Here is a 22318-nt window from a genome sequence, read left to right as displayed (position 1 = left end):
CAACCCCCCGAGCAGGGGGTCGAACTTGACCGCGCCGGACCGGACCCGGAAGATTACTCTCCGTATCAATCAGGGAACGTGCAGCGGGCATCGTGCACGGCGCCGCGGCGAGCGCGACGGACGGGGAACCGGACGCGCGAGCAGCCGCCCCGACCGGGAACCACCCACAGGGGCGACGGCAGGGCCACCTGCCGGTGCACCGGCGGTGACGACCGGTGGGGCCGCACGGACCGTAGGAACGAGGGGATCGATGGGCGACTACGCCAAGGCGCTCGGGGGAAAGCTCCGGGCGATCAGGCAGCAGCAGGGGCTGTCGCTGCACGGCGTCGAGCAGAAGTCGGGCGGCCGCTGGAAGGCCGTGGTCGTGGGCTCCTACGAGCGCGGCGACCGTGCCGTGACCGTGCAGAAGCTCGCCGAGCTCGCCGACTTCTACGGCGTGCCGGTGGCCGAGCTGCTGCCGGAGGGCCGGATCCCGTCCGGGAGCGAGCCCGCCACCAAGATCGTGATCAACCTGGAGCGGCTGCAACAGCTCCCCGCGGACAAGGTGGGCCCGCTGGCCCGCTACGCCGCGGCCATCCAGAGCCAGCGCGGCGACTACAACGGCAAGGTGCTCTCCATCCGTGCCGAGGACCTGCGCTCGCTCGCGATCATCTACGACATGTCCCCGGGTGAGCTGACCGACCAGCTCATCGACTGGGGTGTCCTGCCTCCCGAGGCACGCCCCGGGAACCCGGTGGGATGATGGGTCTGCGCCCGGCGCGTCCCAGGGGAAGGGTGACGCGCCCGGCGCCTCCACCGGCGGTGGCGGCCGGTGATCTGCACAGTCTCCCGGCCGCCGCCGACCGGCCCGTACGACGCGAGAGCCCGCATCCCGGTCCGGGGTGCGGGCTCTCGTCGTCGGGGTGTCGCTACAGCGTGGCGCGCAGGTGCTCGGCGATGTCGGAGATCTGCCCGAGGACACCGTTGACGTAGCGCGGTGAGTCGTCGGTCGACAGCGTCCGCGCCAGCTCGACCGCCTCGGTGATGGCGACCGGGTCGTCGACGTCGTCCACCCACAGGAGCTCGTAGACGCCGATCCGCAGCAGGCCGCGGTCGACCGCCGGCATCCGGTCGACGGTCCAGCCCTCGGCGTGCTCGGCGAGCAGCTGGTCGATCCGCTCGCGGTGCGTCGCGACGCCCTCGACGAGCCGGGCGGCGTAGTCCTGGACCGGCGGGGCGTCGTCGGTCTCGCGGCGGGCGGTGAGCACCTCCAGGGGTGCATCACCGCGCGCCTCGGCCTCGAAGAGGATGTCCAGGGCCCGCTTGCGGGCCTTGGTCCGTGCCCGCATCTCAGCTCGTGCGGCCGAGGTACCGGCCGTCCCGGGTGTCGACCTTCACCTTGGTGCCGGTCTCGAGGAACAGCGGGACCTGGATCTCGGCGCCGGTCTCCAGGGTGGCCGGCTTGGTGCCGCCGGTGGAGCGGTCGCCCTGCAGGCCCGGGTCGGTGTGCTCGATGATCAGCTCGACCGAGGTCGGCAGCTCGACGAACAGCGGCTCGCCCTCGTGCAGCGACACCTGGGCCGACGCGTTCTCCAGCAGGTACTTCGCGGCGTCACCGACGGCCTTCGCCGAGATCGGGATCTGGTCGAAGGTGTCGCCGTCCATGAAGACGAAGTCGGAGCCGTCGCGGTACAGGTAGGTCATGTCGCGGCGGTCGACGGTCGCGGTGTCGACCTTGGTCCCGGCGTTGAAGGTCTTGTCGACGACCTTGCCGGACATCACGTTCTTGAGGGTGGTGCGCACGAACGCACCGCCCTTGCCGGGCTTGACGTGCTGGAACGCCGTCACGGTCCACAGCTGGCCCTCGAGGTTCAGCACCAGGCCGTTCTTCAGGTCGTTCGTGGTCGCCACGTGCGCGTTCTCCTGATCGGGTGTCGGGTCCTGCGGTCGGGCACCGCCGACGGCCCGCGCCGGCGCGCCCACGGCCCGGCCGGCGGGGCGGGCGGCGCGTCGCGGGGGACGTCCCGGGTGCCTCGGGCGCACCCTCCCGCGCGGGCGGTGCGCACCTGTGTTGTCAAGGGTACCGGCACGCTGTTCACCTGCCCGTTCCGGGCCGCCTGCCAGGATGTGCCCATGACGGTGCGGGTGGTGGTGGCCGACGACCAGGCCGTGGTGCGTGCGGGGCTGCGGACGGTGCTGGCGGCGGCGCCGGACATCGAGGTCGTCGGCGAGGCGTCCGACGGCGGCGCGGCGGCCGAGCTGGCCGAGTCGCTGACCCCGGACGTGGTGCTGATGGACGTCCGGATGCCCGGCACCGACGGCATCGAGGGCACCCGGCGGATCCGGGCCCTGCGCGACCCCGGCATCCGGGTGCTGGTCGTGACGACGTTCGACCTGGACCGGCACGTGTACGACGCGCTGCGGGCCGGGGCGTCCGGCTTCGTGCTCAAGGACGTCGAGCCGGAGGACCTGCAGGTCGCGGTCCGCACGGTGCACGCGGGCCACGAGCTGTTCGCACCCTCGGTCACCCGGCGGCTGGTCGGGTCGTTCGTGCCCGCCGACCCGGAGCCCGGCGCCGGGCCCGCCGGTGCGCTGACCGAGCGCGAGCGTCAGGTGCTCGGCCTGGTGGCCGCCGGTCTGTCGAACGCCGAGATCGCGGCCCGGCTCGTCCTGGGCGGGACGACGGTCAAGACGCACGTGTCGAACCTGCTCACCAAGCTGGACCTGCGCGACCGGGTGCAGCTGGTGGTGTTCGCCTACGAGCACGGGCTGGTGGGGGCCGCCGGTGACGACGGCTGAGCCGCGCGACGACCGGCCCGGCCCGCTGCCGGGTACCCGGGCCGGCGACGCGGCGCTGGCCTCGGCGGTCCTGCTCACCGCGCTGATGGAGGTGCTGTCGACGCGGGTGCCCGGGGCGCCCGTACTCCCCGGCCTGCTCCCCGGGGCGGCCGGCACGGTCGCGGGGACGCTGACCGCGACGGCGCTGGCCGCGATCGTCCTGGTGCGCCGGTACCGGCCGCGCCGGGCGTACGCGCTGGTGGCGATCGTGTCCGTGGTCCAGTTCGCGATGATCGCCACCCCGACGACGTACGTGTGGCCGGTGCTCGCGTTCGCGGTCGCGCGGGCCCCCGGGCGCGCCGCCGCCGTGCTGGTGCTCGGCTGGGCCGGAGCGGTCGCCGGGTTCACCGCGGCCGGTGTGCCGATGTTCGGCGACCTCGGCACCGCCGCGGGCGCCGCCGTCGGTGGCGGCCTGGTCATCGCCGTGCTGGTGCTGGCGGGCGGGGCGGCCGGGCGCTACACCCGGGCCGCGGCGCGGCGGGAGGACCGGATCCGGGAGGAGACCGAGCGGGCCCGGCGCTCGGCGGCGCTGCGCACCGAACGGGCCCGGATCGCCGAGGAGATCGGCAGCGGCGTGCTGTCCGGGCTGCACCGGCTGGTCGGGCTGACCCGGCGGTGGGAGCCGGCCGGTGCCGGTGGGACCGTCCCCGTGGCGTCCGAGGCGGAGCTGCGGGCGCTCCGCGACCAGGCCCGGTCGGTGCTCGCCGCGATGCGGCGGGTGCTGGGGATCCTGCGCTCCCCCGACTCACCCGACCCCACCGACCCTGCCGACCCGCCCGGCTCCTCGGACTCCGGGACCGGCTCACCGGGCCCCGGAACCGGCTCACCGGGCCCCGCCGGCCAGGAGCCGCGTGCCCCGGACCGGCGGCGCGGATGGCCGCTGCCGGACCGGGCCGGGCTGGCCGCGCAGGCCGCGTTCCTCGTCGTCGCACTGCCGGCGGCGGCGCTGCCCGTGCCGCCGTCGCTCGACCCGGATCTCGCACGGTTGCTGGGGACCTTCGGGCTGCCGTTCGAGTCGCTCCCCGGGTTGCTGGTGGTCGCGCTGCAGTTCGCGCTGATCGCCTGGTGGCGCACCGCGCCCGTCCCGGCGGTGCTGATCGCCGGGGTGTGCACGGTCGTCACCGCCGGGCTCGGTGCCACCAACCTGTTCGCCGACACGTCCTGGCTGCTGCTCGTGTGGGGTGCCGCGGCGTACACCCGGCCCCGGTGGTCCGGGCCCGCCGTCACGGTGTCGACGCTGACCTGGCTGGCCGGTGCGATGACGTTCGGCTACGCGAGCGCCGTCGGCGGCACGGCGTGGCTGCTGTTCGCCTGCCTCGGCACGGTGCCGGTGTGGGTCGCGGGCGTGCTGGTGCGGCGGCACCGGCTGGAGACCGAGCAGCGGCACCGGGACCGCGCGGAGGCCGGTGACCGCGACGCCGTCACCGGGGAGCGGCTGCGGGTCGCCCGCGACCTGCACGACGTCGTCGCCCACCACGTCAGCGCGATCGCGGTGCAGGCCGGGGCGGCACGGATGGCCGCGGACCCCGCCGTCCGCGCGGAGGCCGTCGCGCACGTCGCCGAGTCGGGGCGCCGGGTCGCCGAGGCGTTGCCCGAGCTCGAGGGCCTCACGCCGGACCCGCACGGCGTCCCGCTGGACGCGGCCGGTGTCGCGGAGCTCGTCGGCCCGTCGCGGGTCGCCGGCCTGCCGGTCACCGTCTCCGTCGAGGGCACGCCGCCCGCCGACACCGGCGACGCGGAGCTGTTCGCCCAGCGCATCCTCACCGAGTCGCTGACCAACGCGCTCCGGCACGCGGGCCGGTCCGGGACCCGGGTGCGGGTCGTGCACCGGGAGCCGGTGCTGGAGGTCGAGATCTCCGACGACGGCCCGGTCCCCGGCCACCGGCCCGACGGCCAGGGCTCCGGCCTGGGCCTGGTCGGCATGCGCGAACGGGTCGAGCTGCTCGGCGGCACGCTGCACGCGGGCCCCGGCGACGGGGCCGGCTGGACGGTGCACGCCGTGCTCCCCCGGGCGCCGCTCGTCCGCGGGGACGAGGCCGCGCCCGCCCCGATCTCGTCCTCCGCGCCGATCCGGAGCGACCCCCTCGCCACCTAGCGTCGGTGCCACCGACGGAGCAGCCGGGAGGGGCGATGACGGACCTGCGTGACGGGACCGACGGCGGGGCGGCGACGAGGGGTGCCGCCCCGCCTCCGGGGACCGGACGGCCGGGCGGCCCGTCGGTCGGCTGGACCGAGCTGCTGGTCGCGGCCCCGCTGTACCTCGTGCTCAGCGGGCTCGCCGGGTTCACCCTGTTCCTGGTGGGCGGCATGGCCGTGCTCGGCGCGGCCGTGCCGTTGCTCGCGCTCACCGGTGCCGCCACGCTCCTGACCGCGTTCGCCGTGCTCGCGATCCGGGTGCGGTGGATGCCCGCGATCGGCCTGCGCGCGACGACGGCGCGGTGGCTGCTGGTGGGCGTCGCCGCCGGCCTGGTGGCGCGCGGCCTCGCCTTCGGGGTCGGCTGGGCGTACCAGGAGATCACCGGCGACCTGTCGGACCCGCAGGCGTTCCTGGGCGAGGCACTGGCGGGCGACGACCTGCTCGTCCTCGCCGGAGTGATGCTCGCCGGGGCGGTGCTGGTGCCGTTCGCCGAGGAGGTGCTGTTCCGCGGGATCGGCTACGGCGCGCTGCGCCGCTACGGCGTGGGGGTCGCGGCGCCGGCGAGCGCCGCGGTCTTCGCGATCGCGCACGGCGTCAACGTCGTCCTGGTGATCGCGTTCCTGCTCGGCGTGGTCTGCGCGCTGCTCTACGAGCGGAGCCGCTCGATCTGGCCCGCCGTCGTGACGCACGCGGTGTTCAACGCGTCCGGCTTCGCGATCGCGACGCTGCTCCTGTGAGGGACACCGCTGCGGTGAGGGACACCGCGATGACCCTCGAGATCGACTCCCTGACCAAGCGGTACGGGTCGACCGTCGCGCTCGACGGCGTGACCCTCGACGTCCGCCCGGGCGAGATCCTGGGCTTCGTCGGGTCGAACGGCGCCGGCAAGACGACCACGATGCGGATCGCGCTCGGCGTGCTCGCCGCCGACGCCGGTGAGGTCCGCCTCGGCGGCAGGCCGGTGGACCTCGACGTCCGCCGCACCATCGGCTACATGCCCGAGGAGCGCGGGCTGTACCCGAAGATGAAGGTCGGCGAGCAGCTCGCCTACCTGGCCGAGCTGCACGGCGTCGGCCGGGCCGGCGCGCGGCGGGCCGTGCTCCGCTGGGCCGAACGGCTCGGGGTGGAGTCCCGCCTGGAGAGCACCGTCGACGCGCTCAGCCTCGGCAACCAGCAGCGGGTGCAGCTGGCGGCGGCGCTCGTCCACGATCCGGCCGTCCTCGTGCTGGACGAGCCGTTCTCCGGGCTGGACCCGGTGGCCGTCGACGTGATGAGCGAGGTGCTGCAGGAGAAGGCCCGGACGGGGGTGCCGGTGCTGTTCTCCAGCCACCAGCTCGACCTGGTGCAGCGCCTGTGCGACCGGGTCGGGATCATCGCGGCGGGCCGGATGCGGACGGTCGGGACGGTCGCGGCGGTACGCCGCGGCGGCGGGACCCGGCTGGAGGTCCACGCCCCGGCCGCCCCGCCGGGCTGGGCGGACGGCCTGCCCGGCGTCGTCGTCGACCGGTTCGCCGACGGCCGCACCACCCTGCTGCTCGACGACCGTGCGAACGACCAGGACGTCCTCGCCGCCGCGCTCGCCACCGGGCCGGTGCACGGGTTCACCGTCCGCACCCCGTCCCTGACCGATCTCTACCGGGAGGTCGTCGCATGAGGGGCCCGCTGCCCGCGTCCCGCGCCGTCGCGCTGGTCGCCCGTCGTGAGTTCCGCGCCCAGGTCGTGAAGAAGAGCTTCGTGATCAGCAACGTGATCGTGCTGCTGGTCATCGCCGGTGGCATCGTCGCGTTCGCCGTGTTCGGCGGCTCCGGCGACGACCGCCCGGCCGTCGGTGTGGCCGGCCCGCCGGCGCTCGCGGCGGCCGTCACCGCGGCCGGTGACCGGCTCGGGTTGCCGGTCGACGTGCGGCCGGTCGGCTCCGCCGACGCCGGGCGCGACGCCGTACTCGCCGGGGACCTCGACGTCGCGGTGGTCCCCACCGCCGACGGCGCCGTCGCGATCGTCACCGAGGAGGTGCCCGGACCGGTCCGGGCCGTGCTCGACGCCGCCCTGCAGCAGCAGGCCCGCGACACCGCGCTGACCGGGCTGGGCGTCGACCCGGCCGAGCTCGACCGGAGCACCGCACCGGCGGTGCTCACCGTCGACGCCGCGGACCCGCCCGACCCGGAGGCCGGGCAGCGGACCGCGCTGAGCTTCGTCGCGCTGTTCCTGCTGTTCGGGCAGATCCTCGGGTTCGGCACGTACGTGGCAATGGGCGTGGTCGAGGAGAAGTCCAGCCGCGTCGTCGAGCTGCTGCTGTCCACGATCAAGCCGCTGCACCTGCTGTGGGGGAAGATCGTCGGCATCGGCGCGGTCGGGCTGTTGCAGCTCGCGCTGTACGGCGTCGTCGGGCTGACCGCCGGGCTCGCCACCGGTGTGCTCACGCTGACGGCGACCGCGGTCGGGGTGTTCGCGAGCGTGCTCGGCTGGTTCGTGCTCGGGTTCGCGTTCTACTCGGTCCTCTACGCGGCCGCCGGGTCGATGGTCTCCCGCCAGGAGGACATCAACACGACCACCGGCCCGCTGATGCTGAGCCTGTTCCTGCTCTACGGCGCGGCGTTCTACTACGTGAGCTCGCCGGACGACACGCTGGTCACGGTGCTCTCCTGGATCCCACCGTTCTCGGCGATCCTGATGCCGCTGCGGATCGCCGACGGGTCGGCGACGGTCGTCCAGATCGTCGCGACCGTGCTGCTCATGCTGGCGGCGGTCGCCGCGCTGGCGTGGGCGAGCGCGCGGATCTACCACCGGTCGGTGCTGCGGATCGGCGCGGCGGTCCCGTGGCGGGAGGCGCTGGGCAGGAGCCGCTGATCAGACCTCGACGAGCTCGCGGGGCAGCGTCGTCAACGGTACGGCCGGCCCGCCGGCGACGACGTGCAGCGTGTCCTCGATCCGCACCCCGCCCCGGCCGTCCAGGTAGACCCCAGGCTCGACGGTGACGACCTGACCGGCGGCGATCCGGCCGGTCCCGGCCTTCGACAGCCAGGGCGGCTCGTGCACGGCGAGGCCGACGCCGTGCCCGAGCCCGTGCGGGAACTGCTCGCCGTACCCGGCCTTCCCGATCACCTCGCGGGCGGCGGCGTCGACGGCGGCGACGGACGCGCCGTCGGCCAGCGCGTCCCGCCCGGCCGCGGCGGCCGTGTCGACGAGTGCGTGCAGCTCGCGCTGCCACTCCGCGGCAGGGCCGAGGCAGAAGGTGCGGGTCGTGTCGGAGTGGTAGCCGTCCAGCGCCGCCCCGAAGTCGATCTTCACCAGATCCCCGCGCCGCATCGGCGTGCCGGTGGGCCGGTGGTGCGGGACGGCCGAGTGCGCCCCCGCGGCCAGGATCGTCTCGAACGACGGCCCGGCCGCACCGAGCCGCCGCATCCGGTCCTCCAGGTCGAGCGCCACCTCCCGCTCGGTGCGGCCGGCTGCCAGCCCGCCGGCGTCGAGCAGGTCGCGCAGGGCGGTGTCGGCCAGCTCGCAGGCGGCGCGGATCGCGGCGACCTCGCCGTCGTCCTTGACCGCGCGCAACCGCCCCGCCAGGCCGGGCGCGCGGCGCAGCAGGCGGCCGGGGACGGCGTCGCGGACGGCGGCGAGCCCGTCGACGGTCAGGGTCGCCGAGTCGTAGCCGAGCACCCGCCCGGCCGGGACCTGCGCCGCCGCGGCGGGCGCGCTCGGCCGGTCGATCACGACGGCGAGGCCCGGGCACTGCTCGGCCGCCTGGATCCGGTAGCGCCCGTCGGTGCAGAGCAGGTCCCCCGCAGGGTCGACGGCCACGACGGCGGCCGCGTTGGACCCGGTGAACCCGGTGAGGTGGCGGACGTCGAGCAGGTCGGTGACCAGCAGCGCGTCCAGCCCGGCGGTGCGCAGGAGCCCGCGCAGCGAGTCACGGCGGTCGGGGTGGCCCATGCGCCCGACCCTATGTCCTAGGGTCACGCGCATGGGCCTGTACTTCCGCCAGCTGCTCTCCGGGCAGGACTACGCCGTGGGCGACCCGGTGGCCACCCAGATGGTCAACTTCTCGTACCTCATCGGGGACACGGGGACGCGGGAGGCCGTCGTCGTCGACCCCGCCTACTCCCCCGACGAGCTGCTGGCCACCCTCGACGCCGACGGCATGCGGCTCACCGGAGTGCTGGCCACCCACCACCACCCCGACCACGTCGGCGGCTCGATGATGGGCTTCGACCTCGTCGGCGTCGCGGACCTGCTGGGGAAGAACCCGGTGCCGATCCACGTGCAGCGCCCGGAGGCCGACTACGTGACCCGGGTGACCGGACTGTCGGCGACCGACCTGACCGCGCACGACCACGACGACGTCATCGAGGTCGGCGACGTCGCGATCCGGCTGCTGCACACCCCCGGGCACACCCCGGGAAGCCAGTGCTTCCTGGTTCCCGACCCGGAGGGCGGCGACAAGCTCGTCGCCGGCGACACCCTGTTCCTCCAGGGCTGCGGGCGCACCGACTTCCCGGGCGGCGACGCCGCGCAGATGTACCACTCGTTGCAGCAGCTGGCGTCGCTCAAGGGCAACCCCACCGTCTACCCGGGGCACCGCTACTCGGACGCGCCGAGCGCCCCGCTCGACGACGTGCAGCGCACGAACATGGTCTACCGCGCCGGTTCGGCCGAGCAGTTCGTGGCGGCCTTCGGGCAGTGAGCCCCCGCGCGGTCGTGCTGGTCGAGGGGGCCAGCGACGCCGCCGCGATCGAGACCCTCGCCCGGCGGCGCGGGCGCCCGCCGGACGGCGTCGCGATCGTCGTGCTGCACGGCTACACGAACCTCCCGGCGGCGCTGCGGGCGCTCGCCCCGGCGGCCCCGGAGCGGGTCACCGTGCTGTGCGACGCCGGTGCCGAGGCGTGGGTGCAGCGCGCCCTCGCCCCCGGGATGCGCTGCCGGGTCTGCCGCGAGGACCTGGAGGACGAGATGATCCGCGCCCTCGGGGTGGAGCGGGTGCGTGGGCTGGTCGGTGAGCAGGGCGAGCTGCCCGGGCTGCGGACCCTGGAGCGCCAGCCCGCCCAGCGCGGACGGACCCCGGCGCAGCACCTGCACCGGTTCCTCGGGGTGCGGTCCGGGCGCAAGGCACGCTACGGGGCCGTGCTCGCGGCGGCACTGGACCTCGCCGCGCTGCCGGAGCCGCTGGGTGCGGCGCTGGACGACGTCGGTCTCTGAGGGCCCGCCCCGAGCCGCACCCGCCTCCCCTGGCCCTGCCACGACCAGGACTTTCGACCCGGTCGGGCGGATCGCCCGAGCGGGATCATCGGCGCCGACGGCGTCCGGCCACCCGCGCCGACGACCCGGGTGGCAGGACGACGACGAGCCGATGATCCCGAGCGGAGGAGCCGGACATGGTCGACGCGGCCGACAACACGGGTGGGGCGGCCCCGACCGCCCGCGGTACGGGGACCGAGACGTCGCGGCGGGTCCGCGCGCTGGTCGTGCTGCGCGGGGTGCTGCTCCTCGCGTTCGGCCTGGCGGTGCTGCTGATCCCGGGATTCGCACTGCTCGCCCTGATCTACGTCTTCGGCGCCTACGCGCTGGTCGACGGCATCACCGCGATCGTCCTGGGGATCCGGCACCGCGCGGAGCGCCCCGGCTGGGGCTGGACGGTGGCCCAGGGCGTCGTGTCGGTGCTCGCCGGTCTGATCGCGTTCGCGCTGCCCGCGGCCGCCGCGATGGCGATCCTGTTCGTGATCGCGTTCTGGGCGATCCTCGCCGGCATCGTCACCGCGATCTCGGCGAACGAGGTCCGCAAGCACGACGGACCGTGGGGCTGGATCGCGGTCCGGGCCGGGCTGAACGTGCTGATCGGCATCCTGCTGCTGGTGTGGCCGGCGACCGGCATCATGGCGCTGCTCTGGCTGTTCGGCCTGTTCGCGGTCGTCACCGGCATCGTGTTCGTGGTGCAGGCGTTCCGGTCGGAGTCGCACCCCGCGGTCGGCTGACGCGGTCCGGCCCGATGCTCGGCCGACCCGATGCTGCTCGGCCGGCCCGCCCTCGGTCGGCCTGCCCTCGGTCGGCCCGCGCTCGGCCGGCCCGCGCTCGGCCGGCCCGCGCTCGGCCGGCCCGCGCTCGGCCGGCCCGCGCTCGGCCGGCCCGCGCTCGGCCGGCCCGCGCTCGGCCGGCTCAGCCGGTGATCGCCGCGTAGGCGGTCTCCAGCAGGGCCGGGTCCGGGCCCTCCAGGCGGCCCGGCTTCGCCAGGCCGTCGAGCACGACGAACCGCAGCGTGCCCGCCCGGGACTTCTTGTCCCCGCGCATCGACGCGGTGAGCTCGGGCAGCACGCCCGGCTCGTACGCCGTCGGCAGGCCCACCAGCTCCAGCACCTCCCGGTGCAGGTCGGCGGTGGCGTCGTCGAGCCGCCCGGCCGCACGGGCGAGCTCGGCGGCGAAGACCAGGCCGACGGACACCGCGTTGCCGTGCCGCCACCGGTACTCCTCGCGCCGCTCGATCGCGTGGCCGAGGGTGTGGCCGTAGTTGAGGATCTCCCGCAGGTGGGACTCACGGAGGTCGGCGCCGACGACGTCGGCCTTCACCCGGATCGCCCGGCGCACCAGCTCGGTGAGCACCGGGCCGGCCGGGTCGAGCGCGGCGGCCGGGTCGGCTCGGACCCGGTCGAGGATCACGGGATCGGCGATGAAACCCGCCTTCCACACCTCGGCCGACCCCGCGACGAGCTCGGCGCGGGGCAGCGTCCGCAGCGTGTCGGTGTCCACGAGCACCGCCGACGGCTCGTGGAACGCCCCGACGAGGTTCTTCCCCGCCGCGGTGTTGATGCCGGTCTTGCCCCCGACCGCGGCGTCGACCATCGCGAGCAACGTGGTCGGGACGTGCACGACCGCGATGCCGCGCATCCAGGTCGCCGCGACGAACCCGGCGAGGTCGGTCACCGCTCCCCCGCCGAACCCGACGACGACGTCGGCGCGGGTCAGCGCAGCGTCGGCGCACGCCTGCCAGCAGGCGGCGAGCGAGTCGAGCGACTTGCCGGCCTCGGCGTCGGCGACCTCGATCGTGGTCGCGGTGATCCCGGCCGCGGCCAGCTCGTCGCGGGCGGCTCCGGCCCGGTCGGCCAGCGTCGGCGGGTGGACGACCAGCGCGCGGCCCGCCCCGGTCGCGGCGACGGTCCCCGCCAGGCGGGACGCCACGCCGGCACCGACGAGCACGGGGTAGCGCCGCTCGGCGTTCACGTCGATGCGGACGGCACCGTCGCTCTCGAGGACGCCGGAGGCGTCGGGGAGTTCGGTGGTCATCGGGCCTCCAGCCGGTCCTGCGGGCCGTCCGCCGTGTCGCCGGACCCGTCGTCGGGAGCGCCGAAGCCGGGGCTGGGCAGGGCGGAGTCCTGCCGCGGCGTCGGACGGTCGTGCGGGTCGGCCGAGGCCGGGTCGGCGTCGGCGGCCTCGCCGGGCAGCCCGAACGCCGTCAGCACCTCGGCCACGACCTGGTTCGGGCTGCGCCGCGCGGTCTGCACCCGGACGGTGGCGACCTCGGCGTAGAGCGGTGCCCGGTCGGCGAGCAGCGACCGGAACGTCGCCCGCGGGTTCACCCCGGCGAGCAGCGGCCGCGCCGTGGACATCCCGGTGCGGCGCATCCCGTCGGCGAGATCGACGTCCAGCGCGACGACCCGGTGCTCCCCCAGCAGTTCACGGGTCTCGGCCGCGAGAACCGATCCGCCGCCGAGGGCGAGCACCCCGTGCCCGGCGCGGAGCTGCTCGGCGACGACCTCGCGCTCCAGCGTCCGGAACGCGGCCTCGCCCTCCTGCACGAACATCTCGGCGATCGGCTTGCCGATGCGCTCGACGACGGCGGCGTCGGTGTCGGCGAACACCAGGCCGAGCCGCTCCGCGAGGAGGGTGCCGACGGTCGTCTTGCCCGAGCCGGGCGGGCCGACCAGGACGACCCAGGGGCGGCCCGCGTCGTCCGGGCCGGGGGCGCTCACCGGTCACCCGCCAGGTACGCGGCGACGTTGCGCCGGGTCTCGTCGATCGAGTCGCCGCCGAACTTCTCCAGCGCCGCCTGGGCCAGCACCAGCGCCACCATCGTCTCGACGACGACACCGGCCCGCGGGACGGCGCAGGCGTCGGAGCGCTGGTGGATGGCGGTGGCCTCCTCACCGGTCACGGTGTCGACGGTGCGCAGCGCGCGCGGCACGGTCGAGATCGGCTTCATCGCGACCCGGACGCGGACCGGCTCGCCGTTCGTCATGCCGCCCTCGATGCCCCCGGCGCGGTTGCTGAGCCGGGTGACGGGGACGGTGCCCGCGGGCCCCTCGCCGCGCGCTCCGGAGGGGACCATCTCGTCGTGCGCGACGGACCCGCGACGGTGGGCGGTGCGGAACCCGTCACCGATCTCGACGCCCTTCATGGCCTGGATCCCCATCAGGGCGGACGCGAGCCGGGCGTCGAGCCTGCGGTCCGCCTGCACGTAGGTACCGACGCCGACCGGCATCCCGTACGCGATGACCTCGATGACGCCGCCGAGGGTGTCGCCGTCGTCGTGGGCGGCGTCGATCTCGGCGGCCATGCGGGCGCCGGTCTCCTCGGTGAAGGCACGGACCGGGTTGGCGTCGATGCGCTCCAGGTCGTCGGGTCCGGGGAGCGGCTCGTCGTCGGGGGCGTCGACGGCGCCGATCCCGACGACGTGCGACACGATCCGGACACCGAGCGCCTGCTCGAGGAACGCCTTGGCGACGGTGCCGAGTACGACGCGGGCGGCCGTCTCCCGGGCGCTGGCGCGCTCCAGGACCGGGCGGGCCTCGTCGAAGCCGTACTTCGTCATGCCGGCGAGGTCGGCGTGCCCGGGGCGCGGCCGGGTGAGCGGCGCGTTGCGGGCACGGTGCGCGATGAGCTCCGGGTCGACCGGGTCGGCGGCCATCACCGTCTCCCACTTGGGCCACTCGGTGTTGGCGATCCGCACGGCGACCGGGCCGCCCTGGGTGAGACCGTGCCGGATCCCGCCGACGACCTCGAGCTCGTCGGCCTCGAACGCCATCCGCGGGCTCCGGCCGTAGCCGAGCTTCCGGCGGGCCAGCTCGGCCTGCAACTCCTTGGTGGTGACCCCGACACCGGCGACCATGCCCTCGAGCACGCCCACCAGCGCCGGACCGTGGGACTCCCCGGCGGTGATCCATCGCAGCACGGCGTCCATCCTCTCACCCGGGGTTCCGGGCCGACCGTCGGTACTCACGCCGCCGCACCCGCCCCGACCACCGCGAGTGCCGACGCGAGGAGGACCGGCCCGTGCGGGAGCCTGCTCCCCCAGCGGGCCCGCCCGACCGCCAGCGCGCACCCCGCCACGACGGCCGACAGGACCGCGGCGAGCAGGACCGCCGCCGGCAGCGCCGACCAGGCCGGACCGGTCACCGCGGCGCCGACCGGCAGCGCGAGCTTCACGTCACCGGCACCCATCGCCGGCGGTGAGACCAGGTGGACCGCCGCGTACGCGGCCCCGAGCAGCACCGCACCGGCCATGCCGCGCAGCACCGCGGCGGCACCGGCCGGCACGAGGGCGCCGACCACCAGCGGGAGCGCGGGCAGGGTCAGCGCGTTCGGCAGCCGCCTGCGCAGCAGGTCGGTCGCCGAGCCGGCGACGCCGAGCCAGGTCAGAGCCGCCAGCAGCGGCACCCACCGGGCCTCGACCAGGCCGGTGACGACGAGCGCCGCGACGACCGCCCACAGCGTGCCGGTCCCTGCCTCGCACCACGGCGGCTCGACCGGTGTGCCCCGGCGCATCCGCGAGAGCCCGAGGCGGGTGAGCGCTCCGGCGAGCGCACCGGCACCGGCGGCGAGGAGCGGGACGGTGAGGAGGGTGAGCAGGTCCATGCGTCCAGCCTGCGGGCTCCCGGCCGGATCGCACCCACGATCTCGTGGCCTGTGGACAACTCGGCCCGGGACCGGGCAGGCAGGATGGGGACCATGGGTTCCGGTGCGACGCAGGACGAGCGCGACGCGTCGGCGGTGATCCGCGCCGAGGTCGACCACGGCGTCGCCGAGCTGGTGCAGGACCCCGACCGCCCGCAGTCCTGGACGCTGCTGCTCGACGGGACGGCACAGTCGCACGTCGACCTGGCCGACCCGGAGCACCTGGAGTTCGAGTACGTCCGGCGGATCGCCCACGTCGTGGACCTGGCGGCGCCCCCGTCGGTGCCGCTGCGCGTGCTGCACCTCGGTGGTGGCGCGTGGACCCTGGCCCGGTACGTGGCGGCGACGCGTCCGGGGTCGGCACAGACGGTCGTCGAGCTCGACGCGGCGCTGGCCGAACTGGTCGCGCACCGCCTTCCCGGCCCCGGCGGGTCGGACGGCCTGGAGGTCGTCACCTCGGAGGCACGGGCGAGCCTGGCCCTGTTCCCCGCCGGCGGGTTCGACCTCGTCGTGCTCGACGTCTTCGCGGGTGCCCGCACACCCGCCCAGGTCACGACCGCGGAGTTCCTGCGGGAGGTGCGCCGGGTCCTGGCACCGACCGGGATCCATGTCGCCAACCTGGGCGACGGGGCACCGTGGCCGTTCCTGCCCGGGCAGGTCGCCACGGCCGGTGCGGCCTTCGCCGAGCTGGGCCTGATCGCGGCCCCGGACGTGCTGCGGGGTCGCCGGTTCGGCAACCTCGTGCTGGTCGGCTCGGACCGTGGTCTGCCGGTCCCCGGCCTGGTGCGCCGCGCCGCGGCGGACCCCTTCCCGGCCCGGGTCCTCGACGACGACGACACCCGCGCACTGGCCCGGGGCGTCGCCGTCGTCACGGACACGACGGCGACCCCGTCCCCGAAACCCCCCGCCGGCCTCTGGGGCCAGTGACCCCACAGACACACCGCGACCACCCACCGACCCCGCACCCGCCCCGCACCCGGCACCCGGCAGACGCTCACCAGATCCGGGGCCGCTCACCCGATCCGGCGAGCACCACCGCAATCGGCGAGCGTTCTCGCCCCGGGCCCGTGCCACCGGGTGAGCGAGTCCGCCGACCACTCTCACGGCCGAGCCAGGGCCCGGGCACCAGGCCGAGCGCTCACGGAATCCGAGCCCGCTCACCAGACCCGAGCCCGCTCACCCGATCCGGCAAGCACCACCGCAATCGGTGAGCGTCCTCGCCCCGAGGTCCGTGCCAGCGGGGGGAACGAATCCGCCGACCACCCACGGCCGGGCCGGACCGGCGCCCGGGCCAGGCGCTCACGGAACCCGAGCCCGCTCACCAGACCCGAGCCCGCTCACCCGATCCGGCGAGCACCACCGCAATCGGTGAGCGTCCTCGTTCCCCGGCCCGCGCCACCGGGTGAGCGAGTCCGCCGACCACCCACGGCTGGACCGGGGCCCGGCCCAGGCGCTCACGGAACCCGAGGTCGCTCACGAGATCCGCGCCCGCTCACCGGATCCGGTGAGCGTTCGCCGAATTCGTGAGCGTCCCTGGGCGGCCGGGGTGGGTGACGGAGCGGGGTGGTGACGGAGCGGCGGGGTCAGGCCACGGAGGGGTCGACCAGGACCTTCATCTTCCGGCCGGCGTGGAGGGCCTCGAACCCCTCCTCCACGACGTCGGCCATGGCGATCTTCTCCATCCAGCCGGTCGTGTCGTAGTGCCCGTTCGCCATGAGCTCGATGACGGCGCGGTAGTCCTCGTGGGTGTAGCAGAGCGAGCCCTGGATCCGGGACTCGCCCAGCACGAGGTTGAGCAGCGGCGTCACCAGCGGCGTCTCGTAGATCGCGACGCTGACCATCGGCCGTCCCGCGCCCAGGGAGTCGAGGGCGGTCGCGACGGCGGGGGCCACGCCGGCGGCGTCGTAGCAGGCGTCGGCGCCCCGCCCGTTCGTCAGGTCGGCGACGACCGCAGGCACGTCCACGGCGGTCGGGTCGAGGGTGTCGGCGCCGAGCCGCTCGATCGCCTGCCTGCGGGTCGGCGACGGCTCGACCACCCGGACGTTGTCGACGCCCGTCCCGCGCAGCGCGAACCACAGCCCGATCCCGATCGGGCCCGCGCCGAACACCAGTGCGGTCGCGCCCGGCTGCACGTCGCCGAGCTTCGCCGCGTGGTAGGCCACCGCCATCGGCTCGACGAGGGCGCCCATCTCCAGTGACACGTCGTCGGGGAGCTTGTGCAGCATGTGCGCCGGGACGACGGTCGACTCGGCCATGCCGCCGTCGGCCATCAGGCCGTGGAAGCCGATCGTCGCGCAGACGTTGTAGCGGCCCTCGCTGCACCGCGCGCAGGTCCCGCAGGTGTAGAGCGGCATCACCGCGACCCGGTCGCCGGTCTCGACGCCGTCGACCCCGGACCCGACCTCGACGACGGTGCCGGAGAACTCGTGGCCCAGGGTCAGCGGCAGCTCGCGGCCGGTCAGCGGGTGCTTCTCGCCGTTCGGGATGAAGATGGGGCCGGCGTAGTACTCGTGCAGGTCGGAACCGCAGATGCCGTTGAACCCGACCTTCAGCCGCACCTCCCCGGCGCCGACGGGTGCCTCGGGCACGTCGGTGATGTCGAGCTGTCCGGGGCCCCGGTAGACGACCGCACGCATGGCTGTTCCCTTCGCCGACGACTCTGTCGCCGACGGGTCTACCAACCCCCGAGGGTCCCGGTCACGGGTTGGGCGAGGGTTGCATGCGCATCCCGCGACCTGTCGGGCTCAGGACGGGGTCAGAACGCCCCGGCCGCCTGGGCCCGCGCGACGTTGCCGCGGTGCTCGTCGTAGGTGACGGCGAAGCAGGACGTGCCCTCGGTGGTGCACCGGACGAAGAACAGCCACTGCCCGGCCTCGGGGGCCTCCGCGGCGCGCAGGGCCGTCGTCGACACCGACGCGACGGGCGTCGGCGGCAGCCCGGTGTTGAGGTAGGTGTTGTAGGGGCCCGGCGTCCCGCGGGCCTCGGACGTGGTCCGCAGCGCCTGCACGTCCAGCGGGTAGTTGACCGTGGAGTCCATCTCCAGCCGCTGGTTCACCCCGAGCCGGTTCTCGATCACCCGGGCCACCTTCGGCATGTCCGGGGCGAGCGCCTCCTTCTCGACGATCGAGGCGAGGACCAGGGTGCGGTAGGCGTCCTCCCCGGTCAGGCCGCCCTCGTCGAGCCGCTGCCCGGAGATCGCGAGGACCTCCCGCAGCACGTCCTCGGGGCTGCCCCGCGGGTCGATGTCGTAGGGGCCCGGTGCGACGAGGCCCTCCATCCGGCGCTCCGGGGCGGCGGCGCGGAAACCGTCGTGCGCCCAGTCCGGGACGCCGATCGCCTCCGGGTCGGCCGACGCCATGGCGGCGCGCAGCTCGTCGACCCCGGTGCAGGTGGCCTCGCCGTCGGCCGCACCGAGACAGGTCGCTTGCGAGATCTGGGAGAGGACGCCCGGGCTCACCGCGCCGTTCGGGGCACGGGTGTCGTCGAGCTGCACCCCGCCCTTGACGTCCATGAAGCCGACCCGGCGGTCCGGGTCGACGAGCGCCTCCGCCGCGGCACCGCCCGACATCTGGGACCTCAGCTCGTAGTAGCCGGGCTGGACCCGCTGGACGGCCGGTTCGTCGGAGGCGGCGGAGACGAACGCCGCCCGCGACCGGACGACGTCCTGCTCGGCGAGGGACTCGCCGATGGCGCTGGTCGAGTCGCCCGCCTCCACCCGGACGACGACCGACCCGCTGCCACCGCCGGCGTAGTCGTCCGGCCCGAGCAGGTAGAGGGACCCGGCGACGAGCACGGCGCCCGCCAGGAGGGCCGAGGCGAGCAGTGCGAGCCGCCGCCTGCGGAAGTCCGACGGCGTCGGCCGGTGCCGGACGGGCGGGGTGGTCACCGGTGCGCTCACACCCGGTCCCGTGCCCGGGACCGTCGGTTCACGTCGTTCTCGCCGGCGCCGGTCACGTGCCCGAGGGTAACCGCCACGCTGCCCGGACGGGCACCCGCCCGGCGGTGTCGATCATGTGCCCGCGCAACCGTCAACGGTGCTGGTCGAGCCAGCCCTGCAGGATCTGCACCGCGGCGGCCTGGTCGACGACGGAACGCTGCTTGCGCCCCTTCACCCCCCGTCCGGAGAGCTGCCGGGCGGCGACCACGGTCGTCATCCGCTCGTCGGTCAGCTCCACCGGCACGTCGAGCCCGGCCTGCAGCGCGTCGGCGAACTCCCGCGCCGCGCGCGCGGCCGGGCCGTCCTCGCCCCGCAGGTTGCGGGGCAGGCCGAGCACGACGCCGACGACGTCGTGCTCGGCCACCAGCTCGGCGATCCGGCGGACGTCGGCCCCGTGCTCGGCGTCCCGCGGGACGGTCTCCACCGGTGTGGCGAGGATCCCGTCGGGATCGCACATCGCGACCCCGACGCGGACGGCGCCCACGTCGACGCCGAGCCGCCGGCCCCGCGTCCGGGTCACGCGCGCAGGGCGGAACGCAGCTTCTGGATGGCGGCGTCGATCCCGGCCGGGTCGGTGCCACCGCCCTGGGCCAGGTCGGGCTTGCCGCCCCCGCGCCCGCCGACGGCCGCGGCGAACTCCGGGATGAGCTTCCCGGCGGCCACGCCGTTGTCCCGGGCGGCCTTCGTGGTGGCGACGACGAACGAGACCTTGCCGTCGGCGACGGCGAACAGGGCGACCACACCGGGCCGGTCCCCGAGCTTGCCGCGGACGTCGGCGGCGAGGGTCCGCAGGTCGTTGCCCGCCACCCCGTCCGGGGCGGTGACGGCGACGAGCGCGGTCCCGTCGAGGTCCTCGGCCGCGTCGGCCAGGCTCCCCGCCGAGGCGAGGACGGCGTCGGCGCGGTGCTTCTCCAGGTCCCGCTCGGCGGTGCGCAGGCGCTCCACCAGGCCCTGGATCCGGTCCGGGAGCTCCTCGGGGCGGGCCTTGAGCTGCTCGGCGAGCTGATTGACCAGCAGGTGCTCGGTGGTCGCGTGCTGGAAGGCGTCGAGCCCGACCAGCGCCTCGACGCGGCGGACGCCGGACCCGATGGAGGCCTCGGACAGCACCCGGACCAGGCCAAGCTCGCCGGTGCGGCGCACGTGCGTGCCCCCGCACAGCTCGCGCGAGTAGTCGCCCATGTCGACCACGCGGACCCGGTCGCCGTACTTCTCGCCGAACAGCATCATGGCGCCGAGCTTGCGCGCGGAGTCCATCGACGTCTCGTAGGTCTGGATCTCCCGGTCCTGCTGCAGGACCGAGTTCACCTCCTCCTCGATCTCCACCAGCGCGGCCGGGTCGACGGCACCGGTCGGCGAGGTGAAGTCGAACCGCAGGCGGCCCGGGGCGTTGAGCGAACCGGCCTGCGCGGCCGAGCTGCCCAGCGCACCGCGGACACCGGCGTGCACGAGGTGGGTGGCGGTGTGCGCGCGGGAGATCGCGGACCGGCGGGCCGGGTCGACCTCGGCGACGATCTCGGCGTCGAGGGTGACGGTCCCGGCGGTGACGACGCCGCGGTGCACCCGCAGCCCGGCGACCGGGGACTGGACGTCGTCCACCCGGATCTCGAACGAGCCGCCCCGGAGCACACCGGTGTCGGCCTGCTGGCCGCCGGCCTCCGCGTAGAACGGGGTGCGGTCCAGCAGGACCTCGACCTGGTCGCCCTGCTCGGCGGCGGGCACGGTCTGCCCGTCGCGGAGCAGGCCGACGATCCGGGACTCGGAGTTCAGCGACTGGTAGCCGAGGAAGTCGGTCGCTCCGTGGGTGTCGAGGACGGCCCGGTACACCGAGGCGTCGACGAAGCCGACCTTCCGGCCGGCGGCGTCGGCCTTGGCGCGGGACCGCTGCTCGTCCATCAGCGCGGTGAACCGCTCCCGGTCCACCGCGAGCCCGGCCTCGTCGGCCATCTCCAGGGTCAGGTCGATCGGGAAGCCGTAGGTGTCGTGCAGCTGGAACGCCTGGTCACCGGGCAGCGTGGTGCGGCCGGTGGAGCGGGCCTCGGCGACGGCCCCCTCGAAGGTCTTCTCGCCGGCGGTGAGGGTGGCCCGGAAGGTGTCCTCCTCCGCCCGGATCACGGCGGAGATCCGCTCGAAGTCGGTGGCGAGCTCGGGGTAGGTCGGGGACATGGTGTCCCGGACGACGGCGGCGAACTCGCCCAGGCACGGCCCGGTCACGCCGAGCAGCCGGGCCGAGCGCACGATGCGGCGCAGCAGCCGGCGCAGCACGTAGCCGCGGCCCTCGTTGCCGGGGGTGACGCCGTCGCCGACGATCATCATGGACGACCGGGCGTGGTCGGCGATGACCCGGAACCGGACGTCGTCCTCCTCGTTCCGCCCGTACCGCCTGCCGGACAGCTCCTCGGCCTTGGCGATCACCGGCCGGACGAGGTCGGTCTCGTAGACGTTGTTGACCTCCTGCAGCAGGAAGGCCACGCGCTCGACGCCCATGCCGGTGTCGATGTTCTTGTGCGGCAGCGTCCCGATCGGCGGGTGCCCCTTCTTCGGGGACAGCTCGCCGCGCTCGTCCTGCATGAAGACGAGGTTCCAGATCTCGAGGTAGCGGTCCTCGTCGGCCTCCGGGCCACCCTCGGCGCCGAACTCGGGGCCCCGGTCGTAGTAGATCTCCGAGCACGGGCCGCCGGGACCGGGCACGCCCATGTCCCAGTAGTTGTCGTCCCCGCCGCGGCGCTGGATCCGCTGCTCCGGGAGCCCCGCGATGTCCTTCCAGAGCGCGATGGCCTCGTCGTCGTCGTTGTAGACGGTGACCCAGATCCGCTCCGGGCCGAAGCCGTAGCCGCCTTCGTCCTGGCTGTTCGTGATCAGCGACCAGGCGAACTCGATCGCGCCGCGCTTGAAGTAGTCGCCGAACGAGAAGTTGCCCGCCATCTGGAAGAAGGTGGTGTGCCGGGTCGTCTTGCCGACCTCGTCGATGTCCGGGGTGCGGACGCACTTCTGGATCGACGTGGCGCGCGGGTACGGCGCCGGTACGTCACCGAGGAAGTACGGCTTGAACTGCACCATGCCCGCATTGACGAACAACAGCTGCGGATCCTCGAGGATCAGCGAGGCGCTGGGCACGGGCGTGTGCCCGTTCCGCTCGAAGTGGGCGGTGAAACGGCGGACGATCTCGTGGGTCTGCACCGGAAGGTCTCTCGTGACGGGTACGGCGACGGCGGTGCGCAGCGGCGACGCTGCGCGGGGACACCGTACGGCGGCCCGGCGCGGGCGCGCCGGGGAGGCTCGGGTGACGCGGGGCCTCAGGCACCCGCGCCGGGCGCTCGGTCCCGGAACGGTTCGCGCGGCACGGGGAAGGGCACGCCGGTCCTGCTCACGCGGCACCCTCCCCTCGACACGCGGTCACCGGCCAGGCTACTCCCCGTGTGCGAGAGGGTTTCCGCCGGTCGACGACGGTGCCGGGGAGCCGGGAACGGGGTCGGCCGGCGCCGGAGTGCGCCCGAGCACTCCGGCACCGGCCGGTTGCGGCCCGTGCCGTGGTCACCGGTCCGGGGGTGTGACCG

Annotated in this window: 21 protein-coding genes; 10 read left to right on the top strand and 11 right to left on the bottom strand. The window is 75.1% G+C overall.

Going from position 1 to position 22318, the window contains the following annotated elements:
* The first annotated feature begins 250 nt into the window (after positions 1-250).
* Complete coding sequence (locus tag AD017_RS24610) at positions 251-742, top strand: transcriptional regulator (RefSeq protein WP_010227097.1); 492 nt, start codon at positions 251-253, stop codon at positions 740-742.
* 166 nt (positions 743-908) lie between these two features.
* Here AD017_RS24610 and nusB read toward each other — a convergent pair whose 3' ends face one another.
* Positions 909-1328 carry a transcription antitermination factor NusB gene (gene nusB, locus AD017_RS24605; protein ID WP_060575710.1) on the bottom strand — a complete coding sequence of 140 codons (420 nt, stop codon included), beginning with the start codon at positions 1326-1328 and terminating at the stop codon, positions 909-911.
* 1 nt (position 1329) lies between these two features.
* Positions 1330-1890, bottom strand: coding sequence for an elongation factor P (gene efp / locus AD017_RS24600; protein WP_060576593.1), 561 nt, complete (start codon positions 1888-1890; stop codon positions 1330-1332).
* Positions 1891-2112: 222 nt separating this feature from the next.
* Here efp and AD017_RS24595 point away from each other — a divergent pair, with 222 nt between their 5' ends.
* From AD017_RS24595 to AD017_RS24575, 5 genes are read left to right on the top strand one after another with little or no spacing between them, the layout of a single operon-like run.
* Positions 2113-2778: a response regulator transcription factor gene (locus AD017_RS24595; RefSeq protein WP_029239141.1), complete on the top strand. Its 666-nt coding sequence runs from the start codon at positions 2113-2115 to the stop codon at positions 2776-2778.
* The gene (locus AD017_RS24590; protein WP_060575709.1) at positions 2765-4912 is read left to right on the top strand and encodes an ATP-binding protein; all 2148 of its coding nucleotides are present in this window, start codon (positions 2765-2767) and stop codon (positions 4910-4912) included. Before AD017_RS24595 ends, AD017_RS24590 begins: the two co-directional genes overlap by 14 nt.
* 35 nt (positions 4913-4947) lie before the next feature.
* The gene (locus tag AD017_RS24585) at positions 4948-5691 is read left to right on the top strand and encodes a CPBP family intramembrane glutamic endopeptidase (protein WP_060575708.1); all 744 of its coding nucleotides are present in this window, start codon (positions 4948-4950) and stop codon (positions 5689-5691) included.
* A gap of 29 nt (positions 5692-5720) precedes the next feature.
* Positions 5721-6608 carry an ABC transporter ATP-binding protein gene (locus tag AD017_RS24580; protein ID WP_010229231.1) on the top strand — a complete coding sequence of 296 codons (888 nt, stop codon included), beginning with the start codon at positions 5721-5723 and terminating at the stop codon, positions 6606-6608.
* Positions 6605-7801: an ABC transporter permease gene (locus AD017_RS24575; protein ID WP_060575707.1), complete on the top strand. Its 1197-nt coding sequence runs from the start codon at positions 6605-6607 to the stop codon at positions 7799-7801. The genes AD017_RS24580 and AD017_RS24575 overlap by 4 nt, the downstream gene beginning before the upstream one ends.
* On the opposite strand, the gene AD017_RS24570 is transcribed toward AD017_RS24575, so the two are convergent.
* On the bottom strand, positions 7802-8881 hold the full coding sequence (locus AD017_RS24570; RefSeq protein WP_060575706.1) for a Xaa-Pro peptidase family protein: 1080 nt from the start codon (positions 8879-8881) through the stop codon (positions 7802-7804).
* Between the two features lie 31 nt (positions 8882-8912).
* Between AD017_RS24570 and AD017_RS24565 the strand changes: the two genes are divergently transcribed.
* The 3 genes from AD017_RS24565 to AD017_RS24555 all read left to right on the top strand — a co-directional run bounded on the left by AD017_RS24565 (position 8913) and on the right by AD017_RS24555 (position 10917).
* A complete protein-coding gene (locus AD017_RS24565) occupies positions 8913-9632 on the top strand; it encodes an MBL fold metallo-hydrolase (protein WP_010228619.1) in 720 nt (239 codons plus the stop codon).
* Positions 9629-10144: a hypothetical protein gene (locus tag AD017_RS24560; RefSeq protein WP_060575705.1), complete on the top strand. Its 516-nt coding sequence runs from the start codon at positions 9629-9631 to the stop codon at positions 10142-10144. Before AD017_RS24565 ends, AD017_RS24560 begins: the two co-directional genes overlap by 4 nt.
* 176 nt (positions 10145-10320) lie before the next feature.
* Positions 10321-10917: an HdeD family acid-resistance protein gene (locus AD017_RS24555; protein WP_010228621.1), complete on the top strand. Its 597-nt coding sequence runs from the start codon at positions 10321-10323 to the stop codon at positions 10915-10917.
* Between the two features lie 181 nt (positions 10918-11098).
* Here AD017_RS24555 and aroB read toward each other — a convergent pair whose 3' ends face one another.
* The 4 genes from aroB to AD017_RS24535 are packed head-to-tail and all read right to left on the bottom strand — an operon-like array spanning position 11099 to position 14788.
* The gene (gene aroB / locus AD017_RS24550; protein ID WP_060575704.1) at positions 11099-12220 is read right to left on the bottom strand and encodes a 3-dehydroquinate synthase; all 1122 of its coding nucleotides are present in this window, start codon (positions 12218-12220) and stop codon (positions 11099-11101) included.
* Positions 12217-12906: a shikimate kinase gene (locus AD017_RS24545; RefSeq protein ID WP_060575703.1), complete on the bottom strand. Its 690-nt coding sequence runs from the start codon at positions 12904-12906 to the stop codon at positions 12217-12219. Before AD017_RS24545 ends, aroB begins: the two co-directional genes overlap by 4 nt.
* Entirely contained in the window at positions 12903-14105 is a 1203-nt protein-coding gene (gene aroC, locus AD017_RS24540; protein ID WP_060576592.1) for a chorismate synthase, read from the bottom strand. Before aroC ends, AD017_RS24545 begins: the two co-directional genes overlap by 4 nt.
* A gap of 44 nt (positions 14106-14149) precedes the next feature.
* Complete coding sequence (locus AD017_RS24535) at positions 14150-14788, bottom strand: A24 family peptidase (RefSeq protein ID WP_060575702.1); 639 nt, start codon at positions 14786-14788, stop codon at positions 14150-14152.
* Between the two features lie 93 nt (positions 14789-14881).
* On the opposite strand from AD017_RS24535, the gene AD017_RS24530 reads away from it, so the two are divergent.
* Positions 14882-15754 carry a spermidine synthase gene (locus AD017_RS24530; protein WP_060575701.1) on the top strand — a complete coding sequence of 291 codons (873 nt, stop codon included), beginning with the start codon at positions 14882-14884 and terminating at the stop codon, positions 15752-15754.
* 656 nt (positions 15755-16410) lie between these two features.
* Here AD017_RS24530 and AD017_RS24525 read toward each other — a convergent pair.
* From AD017_RS24525 to alaS, 4 genes are all read right to left on the bottom strand, one after another.
* Positions 16411-17463 (bottom strand): 2,3-butanediol dehydrogenase, encoded by a 1053-nt coding sequence (locus AD017_RS24525; RefSeq protein ID WP_010228633.1) that lies wholly within the window; start codon positions 17461-17463, stop codon positions 16411-16413.
* A gap of 119 nt (positions 17464-17582) precedes the next feature.
* The gene (mltG, locus tag AD017_RS24520; protein WP_060575700.1) at positions 17583-18725 is read right to left on the bottom strand and encodes an endolytic transglycosylase MltG; all 1143 of its coding nucleotides are present in this window, start codon (positions 18723-18725) and stop codon (positions 17583-17585) included.
* 130 nt (positions 18726-18855) lie between these two features.
* Positions 18856-19284: a Holliday junction resolvase RuvX gene (gene ruvX / locus AD017_RS24515; protein WP_010228637.1), complete on the bottom strand. Its 429-nt coding sequence runs from the start codon at positions 19282-19284 to the stop codon at positions 18856-18858.
* Entirely contained in the window at positions 19281-21941 is a 2661-nt protein-coding gene (gene alaS / locus AD017_RS24510) for an alanine--tRNA ligase (RefSeq protein ID WP_060575699.1), read from the bottom strand. Before alaS ends, ruvX begins: the two co-directional genes overlap by 4 nt.
* Positions 21942-22318 lie beyond the last annotated feature (377 nt).

It is taken from the genome of Pseudonocardia sp. EC080619-01, assembly GCF_001420995.1.
Lineage (GTDB): Bacteria > Actinomycetota > Actinomycetes > Mycobacteriales > Pseudonocardiaceae > Pseudonocardia.
The sequence above is the reverse complement of the archived record's forward strand: the minus strand, read 5'-3'. Positions and strand labels throughout refer to the sequence as shown.

Bases quoted from the DNA above. Each gene is read 5' to 3' on its own strand.
- AD017_RS24610 (WP_010227097.1), top strand. From the start codon at position 251: ATGGGCGACTACGCCAAGGCGCTCGGGGGAAAGCTCCGGGCGATCAGG.
- nusB (WP_060575710.1), bottom strand. From the start codon at position 1,328: ATGCGGGCACGGACCAAGGCCCGCAAGCGGGCCCTGGACATCCTCTTC.
- AD017_RS24595 (WP_029239141.1), top strand. From the start codon at position 2,113: ATGACGGTGCGGGTGGTGGTGGCCGACGACCAGGCCGTGGTGCGTGCG.
- AD017_RS24585 (WP_060575708.1), top strand. From the start codon at position 4,948: ATGACGGACCTGCGTGACGGGACCGACGGCGGGGCGGCGACGAGGGGT.
- AD017_RS24580 (WP_010229231.1), top strand. From the start codon at position 5,721: ATGACCCTCGAGATCGACTCCCTGACCAAGCGGTACGGGTCGACCGTC.
- AD017_RS24575 (WP_060575707.1), top strand. From the start codon at position 6,605: ATGAGGGGCCCGCTGCCCGCGTCCCGCGCCGTCGCGCTGGTCGCCCGT.
- AD017_RS24570 (WP_060575706.1), bottom strand. From the start codon at position 8,881: ATGGGCCACCCCGACCGCCGTGACTCGCTGCGCGGGCTCCTGCGCACC.
- AD017_RS24565 (WP_010228619.1), top strand. From the start codon at position 8,913: ATGGGCCTGTACTTCCGCCAGCTGCTCTCCGGGCAGGACTACGCCGTG.
- AD017_RS24555 (WP_010228621.1), top strand. From the start codon at position 10,321: ATGGTCGACGCGGCCGACAACACGGGTGGGGCGGCCCCGACCGCCCGC.
- aroB (WP_060575704.1), bottom strand. From the start codon at position 12,220: ATGACCACCGAACTCCCCGACGCCTCCGGCGTCCTCGAGAGCGACGGT.
- AD017_RS24535 (WP_060575702.1), bottom strand. From the start codon at position 14,788: ATGGACCTGCTCACCCTCCTCACCGTCCCGCTCCTCGCCGCCGGTGCC.
- AD017_RS24530 (WP_060575701.1), top strand. From the start codon at position 14,882: ATGGGTTCCGGTGCGACGCAGGACGAGCGCGACGCGTCGGCGGTGATC.
- AD017_RS24525 (WP_010228633.1), bottom strand. From the start codon at position 17,463: ATGCGTGCGGTCGTCTACCGGGGCCCCGGACAGCTCGACATCACCGAC.